A 13,179-nucleotide genomic window follows, 5' to 3' on the forward strand; every position below is an offset into this window, starting at 1 on the left:
TCATGAAGGCGACGATCGAACGCGCGACCCTGTTGAAGGGCCTCAGCCACGTCCAATCGGTGGTCGAGCGGCGCAACACCATCCCCATCCTGTCGAACGTCCTGATCGAGGCGGGCGAATCGAGCATCCGCCTGATGGCAACCGACCTCGACCTGCAGATCGACGAGACGGTGTCGGCGGCGATCGACCAGCCGGGTGCGATCACCGTGTCGGCGCACACGCTGTTCGACATCGCGCGCAAGCTGCCCGACGGGTCGCAAGTGCAGCTGTCCGCCGCCGAGGGCCGGCTGACCGTCGTCGCCGGGCGCGCGCGCTTCAGCCTCGCCACGCTGCCGCGCGACGATTTCCCGGTGATCGCGGAAGGCGAGCTGCCGACCCAGTTCGAACTGCCCGCCACCACGCTGAAGGCGATCATCGACAAGACCCGCTTCGCGATCTCGACCGAGGAAACGCGCTATTATCTCAACGGCATCTTCCTGCACGTCGCCGACGACAATGGCCGCGCGGTGCTGAAGGCGGCGGCGACCGACGGCCATCGCCTCGCCCGCATGACCGTCGACCGGCCGGAGGGCGCCGAAAAGATGCCCGACGTCATCGTGCCGCGCAAATGCGTCGCCGAACTGCGCAAGCTGCTGGACGAGGTCGACGGTTCGGTCGGCGTGTCGCTGTCGGGCAGCAAGATCCGCTTCGACCTGGGACAGGCGATCCTGACCAGCAAGCTGATCGACGGCACCTTCCCCGATTATTCGCGCGTCATCCCGACCGCCAACGACAAGCTGCTGAAACTCGATCCGAAGAGCTTCATGGCGGGCGTCGACCGCGTGTCGACCATCGCCACCGAAAAGACCCGCGCGGTGAAGATGGCGCTCGACCGCGACAAGATCACCCTGTCGGTGACCAGCCCCGAAAACGGCGCGGCGGCGGAAGAAGTGCCCGGCGACTATACCGCGCTGCCGTTCGAGATCGGCTTCAACAGCCGCTATCTGCTCGACATTCTGGGCCAGATCGACAGCGACCTGTGCGAAGTCCATCTGTCGGATGCCGCCGCCCCGACGCTGATTCGCGAGAACGACGCCTCGCCCGCGCTCTACGTGCTGATGCCGATGCGGGTGTGACCCTTACGGACGGTTTTCGCTGCCACATTCGTCATCCCAGCGAAGGCTGGGATCTCAAGCGGCAGGCAGAGCGCCCTGTCACCGGGAAATCCCAGCCTTCGCTGGGATGACGCCTTTGGGGACAACGGCCGTCCCGGCACGGACGTGACGGTGCAGACGCCACTTTACTCCCCCGGCCATCCGGTTATTTATCGCTAGACGATAAGTTCGAAGGAATTGCCGTGAAACTGGTCCGGGGTGCGTGGAAGCTGCTGGTCGGGATCAAGGATGCGCTCGTGCTCATCCTGATGCTGCTGTTCTTTGGCGGGCTGTTCGCCGCCCTGTCGGCGCGGCCCAATACCCGCGTGACCGACGGTGCGCTGGTGCTCGACCTGTCGGGATCGATCGTCGAACAGCCTGCCGAGGCCGATCCGGTCGCCCTGCTCAGCGGACAGTCGGTCGCGCAGGAGCTGCGGCTGCGCGACGTCGTCCGCGCGCTCGACGCCGCGAAGGGCGATACGCGGGTCAAGACGGTGGTGCTCGACCTCGACAAGTTCGCCGGCGGCTATCCCGCCGCGCTGGCCGAGGTCGGCGACGCCGTCGCCCGCGTGCGCGCCAGCGGCAAGCCGGTGCTGGCCTATGCCACGCTCTACACCGATGGCGGCTATCGCATCGCGTCGAACGCCAGCGAGATCTGGCAGAACCCGTTCGGCGGCACGATGTTTCGCGGCCCCGGCGGGGCGCAGCTCTATTACAAGGGGCTGATCGACAAGCTCGGTGTCAATGCGCACGTCTACCGCGTCGGCCAGTTCAAGTCGGCGGTCGAACCCTTCACCCGCGCCGACCAGTCCGAACCGGCACGCGCCGCCAACCAGGCGCTGTACGGCGCGATCTTCGACCAGTGGCGCGCGGCCGTGGCAAAGGCGCGGCCCAAGGCGCAGCTCGACGCGTTCCTCAACCGCCCGGCGGAGACGATCGCGGCGGCGGGCGGCGACGTGGCGCAGGCCAATCTGCGCGGCGGCATCGTCGACAAGCTGGGCGACCGCATCGCCTTCGGCAAGCGGGTCGCCGAACTGGCGGGCGCGGAAACCGGCAAGGCGGCCGGCAGCTTCCGCACGATCAAATATGCCAACTGGCTGGCGGCGAACCCGGTGTCGACCGCGGGCGACGCGATCGGCGTCATCACCGTCGCCGGCACGATCGTCGATGGCGAGGCGAAGCCGGGGACCGCGGGCGGCGACACCATCGCCAAGCTGCTGCTCGACGGCCTTGCGACCAAGAACCTCAAGGCACTGGTCGTCCGGGTCGATTCGCCGGGCGGGTCGGTGCTCGCCTCCGAACGCATCCGCCAGGCGATCCTGCAGGCCAAGGAGGTCGCGAAGATCCCGGTGGTCGTGTCGATGGGCGGCCTCGCCGCATCGGGTGGCTATTGGGTGTCGACGCCCGGTGACGTCGTGTTCGCCGAACCGAACACCATCACCGGGTCGATCGGCGTGTTCGGCGTCATCCCGACGTTCGAGAACACCTTGTCCAAGATCGGCGTCACCGCCGACGGCGTCGCCACCACGCCGCTCAGCGGCCAGCCCGACGTGCTGCGCGGCACGAATGCGGCGTTCGACACGATCATGCAGAGCGGGGTCGAGGATATCTATCGCCGCTTCACCGGCCTCGTCGCGCAGTCGCGCGGCCTGACGCCGGCGCGGGTCGACGAAATCGGGCAGGGCCGCGTCTGGGACGGCGGCACCGCGCGTCAGCTGAAACTGGTCGACCGGTTCGGCAACCTGACCGACGCGATCGGTGAGGCGGCCCGCCGTGCGAAGCTCGATCCGGCTAAGGTCCGCGCGGTCTATCTCGAAAAGGAACCCTCGGCGCTCGAAAGGGCATTGAAGAGCTTCTCGGAAAAGGAGCGCAGCGACGCGCCCGATCAGGCGGCGACCGACCTGCTCGGCCACGTCGCCGGGCAGCAGCGCACGGTACTGGCGCAGGCGCTGGGCGATGCGCGGCGGATGCTGACCACCCCGGCCGGGGTGCAGGCGCGCTGCCTCGAATGCGGCGGACTGGGGCCGGTCGCGGCGTCGGCGCAGGATGCGTCGCTGTTCGACCTGCTGGTGGCGCGGCTGGGGCTGTGATCGCGATCCGTCCCGCGCGGCCGGAAGACGCCGCCGCGATCGCCGCGATCTACGCCCCCTATGTGTCGGGCGGGACGGTCTCGTTCGAAACCGAAGCGCCCGACGCCCGCACGATCCGCAGCCGGATCGCGCACAGCGAAGGCTTCTACCCGTGGATGGTCGCGACGACCGGCGCGGCGGACGGCGACGCGGTGCTGGGCTATGCCTATGCTACCAGGTTCCGTGACCGCCCGGCCTATCGCTACGTCGTCGAAACCTCGATCTATATGGCGGGCGGCGCGCAGCAGAAGGGGACCGGGCGGCTGCTGTACGAAGCGCTGGTCGACACGCTGCGGGCGCAGGGCTTCACCCAGGCGATCGGCGTCCTGTCGCTCCCCAACGACGCGTCGATCACGCTGCACGAAGCGGTCGGCTTCCGCCGCGCGGGCGTCTATCGCGAGATCGGGTTCAAGCAGGGCCGCTGGATCGATGTCGGTTTCTGGCAATGCCAGCTGAACGACAGCGCCGTACCACCGCGCGAGCCGAAACCGTTCAGCGAGACGGGCGTGGTGCGGGGCTGACTCCTCGGCCATCCAACACTTTCGCCAGATCCGCCCGGTTCCTACCCATCCGTTCGGTTCGAGCAGCTTCGAGCCTGTCGAGAAGCGTCCGTCGAGAACTGGCCGTTTGAGGCAACCCCTTCTCGACTACGGTTCTCGACAGGCTCGAACCTCCGCTCGAAGCAAACGGGGGGGACGAAGCAAAGCGGCAGGGGCGGGGAGCAGCGCATACATCCGAACAACCGTCACCCCAGCGCAGGCTGGGGTCTTCCGCGGCGAGGCGCGTCCTTCCTTACGGCGAGATTCCAGCCTTCGCTGGAATAACGTGAGTGGCAACGTAAAACATGGCCGCTCCCACTCGCCTCCGCGGCCCACGACGGACCCCTTCCGTGTCTCCGCGGGAAACCCCGGCGGCAAAACCCCCTACCGCTTCCCCCGATACGCCGGCAGCGCCAGCCGGTACCGGATCGCCGTCCCGCGCAGCGTGAACCCCGCCAGCGCCGCCGGCAGCGCGGCGACGAACGGCGGCAGGCCGCACGCCACCAGCACGACATGCAGCCCCGCCGCCAGCGCCGCTGCCGTCACGTACAGCTCCGGCCGCATCAGGATCGACGGCACGCCCGCCAGCACGTCGCGGAGGATGCCGCCGACGCACGCGGTCAGCACCCCCATCATCCCCGCCTGCAACGGCGGCACGCCGAAACTGAGCGCCTTGGCCGCGCCGAACACCGCATAGGCCGCCAGCCCGGCGGCATCGAGCCAGTCGAGCGCCTTGTCGCGCCACCAGTGTTCGGGCGTCACCCAGACCAATCCCGCCACCGCGACACAGATCGCCGCGACCGGCGATCCGTGGACCCAGAACACCGACGCGCCGATCAGCAGGTCGCGCACCGTCCCGCCGCCAACGCCGGTGATGAGCGCGAAGAACGCGGCGGTGACGAAGGTCTGCGCCGCGCGCGTCGCCGCCAGCGCGCCCGATGCCGCGAACACCGCGATGCCGATCATGTCGAGCGCGCCGAGCATCTGCCCCAGCGCCTGCGGAGAGGGAACCATCGCCCTTCGCTAGGGGGCAGACGCATAAACGGCAATGGCGACCGCGCAGCGGCGGGTCGAAGCCGGCGCACGGCGGCGTCGGTCATGATGCCTGTGCATCGCTCCCTCCCTGCTTCTGCCCGTGCGCCAGCTTCGGCGCCGTCCCGGTCGTTGTCGTTTACCGGTCTGCCCCCTACGTACCCATGGTCGGCCGGCGAGGGGGCATTGCCCCGCCCCCCGCCGATCGGGCAAAGGAACATCATGCGCCGTCTGACCAGTGCCGCCACCCTCGCCACCGTCCTGCTCGCCGCGCTGGCGGGCATCGTCGACGCGCTGGCGTTCAGCGGGCTGGGCGGGTTCTTCGCCTCGTTCATGAGCGGCAATTCGACCCGGCTCGGCATCGGCCTTGCCCATGGCTGGAACGGCGCGGCGGCGACCGCGGCGGCGCTGGTGCTGGCGTTCGTCGCCGGGGCGATGCTCGGCACGATCGTCGGCGCGGCGGCGGTCGAGCGGCTGGGGCCGAAGCGCCGGGCGGAGGCGGTGATGGGCTTCGTCACGCTGCTGCTCGCCTTCGGCGCGGCGCTGTCCGCCGTCGCGCCGCTGACCCTCGCCATGCTGCTGCTCGCCGCGGCGATGGGCGCGCAGAACGGCGTCGTCGCGCCCGAGGGCGAGGTGCGCGTCGGGCTGACCTACATGACCGGCACGCTGGTCCGCATCGGTCAGCGTGTCGCCCGCCGGCTGATGGGCGACCGCAGCGCGCCGACGCCGCAGCGCGACCTGTTGCTATGGCTGGGCTTCGTCGCCGGCGTGGCGATCGGCGGCATCGGCTGGGCGTGGCTCGGGCTTGCGGCGCTATGGGTCGCCGCGGCGCTGGCGGCGGCGCTCACCATGTTGGTCGCGCGGGTCGACTGGAATTGACGGGTCGGCCCTGCGATGCGGGCGACCAACGCAACCTCGACCGTCACTCCCGCGCAGGCGGGCGTCCATATACGCTGGCGTCGCGCCCCTTGCCGAAACGTCGGCGGCCATGGATTCCCGCCTGCGCGGGAGTGACGGTCATCTCGAACGATACGCGCGCATCAGTCGCGGTTCTCGGCATCCAGTGCGCCGCCTTCCCCCCGAACCTCCTCCACCGGCAGCAACGCCCGCACCTCTCCGACGAACCGCACCACCGAAATCGGCTTCGTCACATAGGCATTGGCCCCGGCGGCGCGCACCCGGTCCTCGTCGTCGCGGCCCGAATAGGCGGTGACCGCCATGATCGGGATCGTCCGCAGCCGCGCATCCGCCTTCAGCATCTGGATCAGTTCCAGACCCGTCATGTGCGGCAGCTGGATGTCGGTGATGATGAGGTCGGGCAGGAACGCCCGCGCGCGCCCCACCGCCTCGCGCCCGTCGCGGACCGGCTCGGTCAGATAGCCATGCGCACGCAGCAGGTCGCAGAACAGCTTCAGGTTCAGTTCGTTGTCCTCGACAACGAGTACCCTTTTTGCCACGCGCTTTGCATCCCGATCGAGTTCGAAAGGCTGTCTAGGCGATGCGCATGCCGGAAACAAATGAAGACGCGGCGACGCTGGGCCTGCAGGCGCTGGTGTGGGTCATCGGCGACGACACCCGCCGCGACCGCTTCCTCGCGCTGACCGGCATCGACCCTGCGGAACTGCGCGCACGGGCCGGTGATCCCGGCTTCCTCGCGCAGCTGCTCGCCCATCTCGAATCGTACGAACCCGACCTTATCGCCTGTGCGGAGGCGCTGGACGTCGCGCCGACCGTTCTGGTCGCGGCCCGCGCCGAACTGGAGACTGCATGAAACCCCTGCTCATCACCGATTGCGACGAAGTCCTGCTGCACATGGTCCGCCATTTCGGGACATGGCTGGGCGAGGAACACGCCATCGCTTTCGACATGGCCGGGGGCGATTTCGCGAACTCGATGACGCGCGCCGATGGCACCGTGCTGGAACGCGAGGAGATGTGGGGGATGCTCGACGGCTTCTTCCCGGGTCAGATGGCGCGCCAGACGCTGGTCCCGCACGCGCGCGAGGCGCTGGCCGCGCTGGCCGAACAGGCCGACATCGTCGTGCTGACCAATTTGCAGGACCATTGCCGCACCCACCGTATCGATCAGCTCGCTGCCCACGGCATCGTCCACCGCGTCGAATGCAACCAAGGGGGCAAGGGCCCGCCGGTCGCGCGGCTGCTCGCCGAGTTCGACCCCGGCGTCGCGGTGTTCGTCGACGACCTCGCGGTCCATCACCAGTCGGTCGCCGACACCGTGCCGCAGGTCCACCGGCTGCACATGGTGTCCGAACCCGACCTCGCCATCCACATCGCCCCCGCGCCCGCGGCGCATGCCCGCATCGACGACTGGGCGGAGGCGCAGGCATGGATCGAGGCACGCTTCGCCGAAGGGCAGCCGGCCCGGGCTTGACCCCGTCCGATAACCACCAGAGAGGAACGTCCATGGCATATGATATCCCCGCAAAGCTGGCCGAACGCGGCCTGTCGCTCCCCGTCGCCGCCGCTCCGGTCGCGGCCTATGTCCCCGCGGTAGAGGCCGGTGGCCTGCTGCACCTGTCGGGCCAGCTCCCGTTCGAGGACGGCAACCTGATGACCGGCCGCGCCGGCGAGGATCGCGACCTCGCCTATGCGACCTCGGCGGCGCAGAAGTGCGCGCTGATGATCCTCGCGCAGGCGGAAAAGGCGCTGGGCAGCCTCGACCGGATCGAGCGCGTCGTGAAGCTCGGCGTGTTCGTCAATTCGGCGGGCAGCTTCACCGACCAGCCCAAGGTCGCCAACGGCGCCTCGGAACTGATGGTCGAACTGTTCGGCGATGCCGGCCGCCATGCCCGCAGCGCGGTCGGCGTACCGGTCCTGCCGCTGGGTGCCGTGGTCGAGATCGACGCGATCCTCGCCATCCGCGCCTGATCGTCCACCGACCGCCTCCGCTGTTGCCACCGCGCAACAGCGGGGGCGTCGTATCGCGTCCGCACGCAATTCCCATTGTGCAGCGCGGCACGCTGGGACATATTCGGTCGCAGGACGCCAGACCGCACGGACCAGCAGGTCCAGCCAAACGCGGCGACGTCCGACGCAGGAGAATCACCACGGAACCTGAAAGGGGTTTACGATGCGATTCTCGACCTTCCTCCCGGCCGCGATTCTCGCCGCCACCACCGCGATGCCCGCCCTTGCGCAGGACACCGCGCCCCCCGAACCGATCACGATCAGCGGCAGCGCGACCGTCGCGTCCGACTATCGCTTCCGCGGCGTGTCGCAGAGCGACAAGAACGTCGCCGTGCAGGGTGGCATCACCATCGCGCACGACAGCGGCATCTATATCGGCACCTGGGGTTCCAACCTCGCCGGCTGGGGCACGTTCGGCGGTGCGAACCTCGAACTCGACCTGATCGCCGGCTACAAGCACACGTTCGACACCGCGACCGTCGATGTCGGCGTCACGTGGTACACCTATCCGGGCGGTGCCGACGAAACCGACGTCGTCGAATTCTACGGCAAGCTGTCGGGTACTGCCGGTCCCGCCACGCTGACCGCGGGCGCCTTCTATGCACCCAAGCAGACCTCGCTCGGCCTGTTCACGCGCTCGCTGACCCCGCCGGTCGCGGGCGACGGCAGCCGGCAGGACAATATCTATCTGTCGGGCGATGCCGTCGGCGCCGTGCCGAACACCCCGCTGACGCTGAAGGCGCATATCGGCTATTCGGACGGCAATCCCGGCCTCGGCCCCAACGGCACCAGCCTGTCGCCGACCGGCAGCTATTGGGACTGGTCGGTCGGCACCGACTTCACCTACAAGAACCTGACGCTGGGCGTCGCCTATGTCGACACCGACATCTCGAACCGCGAAGCGGCCTATATCACGCCGAACTTCAGCAAGACCACCAACGGCAGCCCGATCGCGGCCAGCACGGTGGTCGTGTCGCTGACCGCGGCGTTCTGACGGGGGGCAGGGGCGGGGGCAACCACCCCGCCCCACGCTCGCGCCACAACCGTCATCCCAGCCTGCGCTGGGGTGACAGGTGTGGGTTAAGCTTCATCGGAACCGTTCGTGCTGAGTAGGGACTGAGCTTGTCGAAGGCCCGTATCGAAGCATTTGGTAAGTCGTCCTTCGACGCGTCGCTTCGACTTCCCTCAGCAACTCGTCAGGACGAACGATTTCGCTGGAAATCCTTCTGCTCCCCACCCGTTCGGTTCGAGCAGCTTCGAGCTTGTCGAGAAGCGTCCGTCGAGAACTCGCCGTTCGTGGCAACCCCTTCTCGACTTCGGTTCTCGACAGGCTCGAACCTCCGCTCGAAGCAAACGGATAGGATAGGGGAGTCGGACGGGAACAAGAAAAAGGCCGGTCGCCCCATTGGGCAACCGGCCTTTTTCGCGCGTCGAGAACCCCCGACCCTTACGGCGTGGTCGTGCGCGCCGTCTGCCCGTCGCCCGCCGGCGCGGCGATGATGTCGCGGGTCGTCGTGCCCTTGTCGACGACGTTGGTGTCCGGATCGGCCACGCCCGAGCGGATGCCCGAATCGGCCGCGCCCGCGCCGCCCGCCTGCTCCAGCGTCAGCCGCTCGGTCGCGCTGCGCTGCGCCGGGCCGCCGAACAGCGCCTGCATCGCCTGGGTCGATGCCGCGGTATCCTGCGGACGCGCGGCGCCCGGCCGCGGCGGCACCAGCGAATAATCGGGCGGGATCACCAGCGGCGCCTGCCGCGCGACGGCGAACTCGTCGGGACGCTGGCGGTTCAGGGCGTTGCCCTGGCACCCGGCAAGGATCAGGCCGAGGCTGCTGAGAACGATAAACTTACGCATTGGCCTTCTCCACAGGAACGTCGTTCTTCGGTTCGCGGGTGAACAGCGCGCGTACGAGCAGGATCACCACGCCGATCGAAATCGCCGCGTCGGCGACGTTGAATACCAGAAACGGGCTGAAACCACCAAAATGCAGATCGGCATAGTCGACGACATAGCCGAAGCGCACCCGGTCGACGATGTTGCCCAGCGCCCCGCCCAGCACCAGCCCCAGCCCGATCAGCTCGGGCTTCTGCCGCTCGCGCCGGATCCACACCGCGACCCCGGTGGCGATGATCGCCGTCATCGCGACCAGCGCCCAGCGCGCCGTCTCGCTGCCCGCCTGCAACAGCCCCAGCGACACGCCGAAATTCTGCACGAAGCGCAGCGTGAAGATCGGCAGCAGGTGCAGCTCGGCCCCCGGATAATCGATCCCCATCGGACCGGTGACCCAGTATTTGACGAACTGGTCAACGATCAGCACAGTGATCGCGATCGCCACCGCCAGTTTCCGCAAGGTCATTGCACCACCTCCGCACAGCGGCCGCACAGGTCGCCGTCGACCGCGACGTCGGGCAGATGCCGCCAGCACCGCCCGCACTTCGCCGCCCCGGTCCGCGTCACCGTGATCGGTCCATCGGCCTGGGTGACTTTCGCGACGATGAACAATTCGGCCAGTTCGTCGGCCGGCAGCGGCAGCGTGGGCACCGTCACCTCGGCCTCGAGGCTGGAGCGCACCGTCTTGTCACGGCGCAGCGGCTCGATCGCCTCGGTCACGCGGGCGCGCAGCACCCGCACATCGGCCCATTCGGTGCCGAGCGGCCGGTCGGCGGGCAGCGCGGGCAGTTCGGGCCATTCGAGCAGGTGGACCGATCCGTCCGCGCTCGGGAACCGCGCCTGCCACACTTCTTCCGCCGTGAACGCCACGATCGGCGCGGCATAGCGGACCAGCGCATGGAACAGCACGTCCAGCACCGTGCGATACGCCCGCCGCCGCACATCGTCTGCCGCGTCGCAATACAGCGAATCCTTGCGGATATCGAAGAAGAACGCCGACAGGTCCTCGTTGGCGAAATCGGTCAGCGCGCGGGCATAGCGGTTGAACTCGAACGCCTCCGCCGCGCTGCGAAGCTCGGTGTCCAGCTCGCCCAGCAGATGCAGGACATAGCGTTCCAGCCCCGGCATGTCCGCCACCGGCACCCGCTCGGCATCGGTGAAGCCGTCCAATGCGCCCAGCAGATACCGGAAACTGTTGCGCAGCTTGCGATAGGCGTCGCCGGTGCCGGCCAGCACTTCCTTGCCGATCCGCACATCCTCGAAATAATCGGTCTGCGCGACCCACAGCCGCAGGATGTCCGCGCCCGATTCGCCGATCACCTTCAACGGATCGACGACGTTGCCGAGCGACTTCGACATCTTGCGCCCATTGCCGTCGAGCGCGAAGCCATGCGTCAGCACCGCGTCATACGGCGCCTGTCCCCGCGTGCCGCAGCTTTCCAGCAGCGACGACTGGAACCAGCCGCGATGCTGGTCCGACCCTTCGAGATACAGGTTCGCGCGCGTGCCTGCGCCGAAGCGCTTTTCGATCGTGAAGACATGGGTGCAGCCCGAATCGAACCACACGTCGAGAATGTCGGTCACGACCTCATAGTCGGCGAGGTCGTAATCCGGCCCCAGCAGCGCCTGATGGTCCGCCGCATACCACGCATCGGCCCCGCCCTCGCGAAAGGCGGTCAGGATGCGGTCGTTGACCGCTGCGTCGCGCAGGTAGTCGCCGGTCGCGCGGTTGACGTACAGCGCGATCGGCACGCCCCACGCCCGCTGGCGGCTGATGACCCAGTCGGGCCGCCCTGACACCATCGCCCCGATCCGGTTGCGGCCCTTTTCGGGCACGAACCGGGTGCGTTCGATCGCGTCGAGCGCGATTTCGCGCAGCGTGGCGCCATTGCCGGCAGACGCCACCCCAGCGAAGGCTGGGGTCTCAAGCGACTCCAGCCCGACACTCGCCAGCAACGGATCGCCCGCACCACCGAAGGATGCCCCAGCCTGCGCCGGGGCGACGTTCTGGGCAGCCCGGTCCATCGGAATGAACCATTGCGGCGTCGCGCGGAAAATGACCTTCGCCTTCGACCGCCAGCTATGCGGATAGCTGTGCGCAAAGTCGTCCGACGCCGCCAGCAGCGCGCCGCTCAAGCGCAGGTCGCGACAGATCGGCCCTTCCTCCAGCTTGCCGCCACGCCCGGCGGCGACGAACTTAGGGTTGATGACGCTGCCTTCGCCGCCCAGCCACGCCCAGTCGTCGCGATACCGCCCATCGCCCTGCACCGCGAACACCGGTTCGATGCCATGCGCCTTGCACAGCTCGAAATCGTCCTCGCCATGGTCAGGGGCCATATGGACCAGACCGGTACCGGCATCGGTCGTGACGAAGTCGCCGGGCAGCAGCGGACGCGGCTTGGCAAAGAACCCGCCGCGCGCGTGCATCGGGTGGCGTGCGGTCGCACCGGCGAGCGCCGAGCCGCCCTTGTAATAGACTTGGACAGCATCGCTATTGTCCCAAGCCGAACCGATCCGCTTCAGGAACGTAGGGATCAGAGCTTCAGCGACGAGGAGCTTCTTGCCAGCCAGATGAGCCAGCGCAGGCTCATCCAGCGCGCCAGTCTTGATCTCGAACAGCGCGTAATCGACCTCCGGCCCATAGGCCAAAGCCTGATTGACCGGGATCGTCCACGGCGTCGTCGTCCAGATCACCGCATGCGCGCCGACCAGTTCCGGCGCATTCGGCGCGTCCACGATCTCGAACGCCACGTCGATCTGCGTCGACACGACGTCCTCATATTCGACCTCGGCCTCGGCCAGCGCGGTCTTTTCGACCGGCGACCACATCACCGGCTTGGCCCCGCGATAGAGTTGGCCCGACATGGCGAACTTCAACAATTCCTCGGCGATGGTCGCCTCGGCGTCGAACTTCATGGTGAGGTACGGATCGTCCCAGTCGCCCATCACGCCCAGCCGCTGGAACTGGCCCTTCTGCACCTCGACCCATTTGGCGGCATAGGCGCGGCATTCGGCGCGGAACTCGGCCGGGGGCACCTCGTCCTTGTTGCGCTTCTTGGCGCGATACGCTTCCTCGATCTTCCACTCGATCGGCAGCCCGTGACAGTCCCACCCCGGAATGTACGGCGCGTCCTTGCCCATCAGCGACTGGGTGCGGACGACGATGTCCTTCAGCACCTTGTTCATCGCATGGCCCATATGGATGTCGCCATTGGCGTAGGGCGGGCCGTCGTGCAGCAGGAAGCGTTCCCGGCCCTGCCGCTCGGCGCGCAGCCGATCGTACAGCCCGATCTTCGCCCAGCGATCGAGGATCGCCGGTTCCTTGGCGGCAAGGCCGGCCTTCATCGGAAAGTCGGTCTTCGGCAGGAAGACGGTGTCGCGCCAGTCGCGCGTTTCGGGGGGCTGGGGTTCGGGCGTTTCGGTCATAGGAATGCCCGCGATTAGCCGATGCGCGCGCACACGCAAACCGCTTTCCGTGGCAGTCGGCGGCATGCAGTAAAGAAGAATTTGGTTCGCGCGGAGGCGCGGAGG

General features: G+C 68.1%; 13 protein-coding genes. 8 read left to right on the forward strand and 5 right to left on the reverse strand.

The features are described from left to right. The first annotated feature begins 2 nt into the window (after window positions 1-2). The 3 genes from dnaN to QLH51_RS08785 all read left to right on the forward strand — a co-directional run bounded on the left by dnaN (window position 3) and on the right by QLH51_RS08785 (window position 3,783). Window positions 3-1,115: a DNA polymerase III subunit beta gene (dnaN, locus tag QLH51_RS08775; protein WP_125657725.1), complete on the forward strand. Its 1,113-nt coding sequence runs from the start codon at window positions 3-5 to the stop codon at window positions 1,113-1,115. A 221-nt stretch (window positions 1,116-1,336) separates the two neighbouring features. Then, window positions 1,337-3,223: a signal peptide peptidase SppA gene (sppA, locus tag QLH51_RS08780; protein ID WP_125657728.1), complete on the forward strand. Its 1,887-nt coding sequence runs from the start codon at window positions 1,337-1,339 to the stop codon at window positions 3,221-3,223. Continuing rightward, the gene (locus QLH51_RS08785; protein WP_125657731.1) at window positions 3,220-3,783 is read left to right on the forward strand and encodes a GNAT family N-acetyltransferase; all 564 of its coding nucleotides are present in this window, start codon (window positions 3,220-3,222) and stop codon (window positions 3,781-3,783) included. The genes sppA and QLH51_RS08785 overlap by 4 nt, the downstream gene beginning before the upstream one ends. Before the next feature lie 402 nt (window positions 3,784-4,185). Here QLH51_RS08785 and QLH51_RS08790 read toward each other — a convergent pair whose 3' ends face one another. Then, complete coding sequence (locus tag QLH51_RS08790; RefSeq protein WP_125657734.1) at window positions 4,186-4,815, reverse strand: trimeric intracellular cation channel family protein; 630 nt, start codon at window positions 4,813-4,815, stop codon at window positions 4,186-4,188. 240 nt (window positions 4,816-5,055) lie between these two features. On the opposite strand from QLH51_RS08790, the gene QLH51_RS08795 reads away from it, so the two are divergent. Then, entirely contained in the window at window positions 5,056-5,712 is a 657-nt protein-coding gene (locus tag QLH51_RS08795) for a YoaK family protein (RefSeq protein ID WP_125657737.1), read from the forward strand. 161 nt (window positions 5,713-5,873) lie between these two features. On the opposite strand, the gene QLH51_RS08800 is transcribed toward QLH51_RS08795, so the two are convergent. Then, on the reverse strand, window positions 5,874-6,290 hold the full coding sequence (locus tag QLH51_RS08800; RefSeq protein WP_125657740.1) for a response regulator: 417 nt from the start codon (window positions 6,288-6,290) through the stop codon (window positions 5,874-5,876). A gap of 47 nt (window positions 6,291-6,337) precedes the next feature. Between QLH51_RS08800 and QLH51_RS08805 the strand changes: the two genes are divergently transcribed. The 4 genes from QLH51_RS08805 (at window position 6,338) to QLH51_RS08820 (ending at window position 8,754) form a co-directional block, all read left to right on the forward strand. Further along, on the forward strand, window positions 6,338-6,604 hold the full coding sequence (locus QLH51_RS08805) for a DUF3572 family protein (RefSeq protein ID WP_206429022.1): 267 nt from the start codon (window positions 6,338-6,340) through the stop codon (window positions 6,602-6,604). After that, window positions 6,601-7,224 (forward strand): HAD family hydrolase, encoded by a 624-nt coding sequence (locus QLH51_RS08810; RefSeq protein WP_125657746.1) that lies wholly within the window; start codon window positions 6,601-6,603, stop codon window positions 7,222-7,224. The genes QLH51_RS08805 and QLH51_RS08810 overlap by 4 nt, the downstream gene beginning before the upstream one ends. A gap of 32 nt (window positions 7,225-7,256) precedes the next feature. Further along, a complete protein-coding gene (locus tag QLH51_RS08815) occupies window positions 7,257-7,721 on the forward strand; it encodes a RidA family protein (protein WP_055757447.1) in 465 nt (154 codons plus the stop codon). A 202-nt stretch (window positions 7,722-7,923) separates the two neighbouring features. Beyond that, entirely contained in the window at window positions 7,924-8,754 is an 831-nt protein-coding gene (locus QLH51_RS08820) for a TorF family putative porin (RefSeq protein WP_125657749.1), read from the forward strand. 453 nt (window positions 8,755-9,207) lie between these two features. Here the strand turns inward: QLH51_RS08820 and QLH51_RS08825 are convergent, their stop codons facing one another. Genes QLH51_RS08825 through ileS form a run of 3 tightly spaced genes read right to left on the reverse strand, consistent with a single transcriptional unit; the run spans window position 9,208 to window position 13,074 of the window. After that, complete coding sequence (locus tag QLH51_RS08825) at window positions 9,208-9,612, reverse strand: DUF3035 domain-containing protein (RefSeq protein ID WP_125657752.1); 405 nt, start codon at window positions 9,610-9,612, stop codon at window positions 9,208-9,210. Further along, window positions 9,605-10,114, reverse strand: a complete 510-nt coding sequence (lspA, locus tag QLH51_RS08830) for a signal peptidase II (RefSeq protein WP_206429023.1) — start codon at window positions 10,112-10,114, stop codon at window positions 9,605-9,607. Before lspA ends, QLH51_RS08825 begins: the two co-directional genes overlap by 8 nt. Next, window positions 10,111-13,074, reverse strand: coding sequence for an isoleucine--tRNA ligase (gene ileS / locus QLH51_RS08835; protein WP_125657755.1), 2,964 nt, complete (start codon window positions 13,072-13,074; stop codon window positions 10,111-10,113). Before ileS ends, lspA begins: the two co-directional genes overlap by 4 nt. Window positions 13,075-13,179 lie beyond the last annotated feature (105 nt).

The organism is Sphingomonas sp. 2R-10 (assembly GCF_030062225.1).
Lineage (GTDB): Bacteria > Pseudomonadota > Alphaproteobacteria > Sphingomonadales > Sphingomonadaceae > Sphingomonas.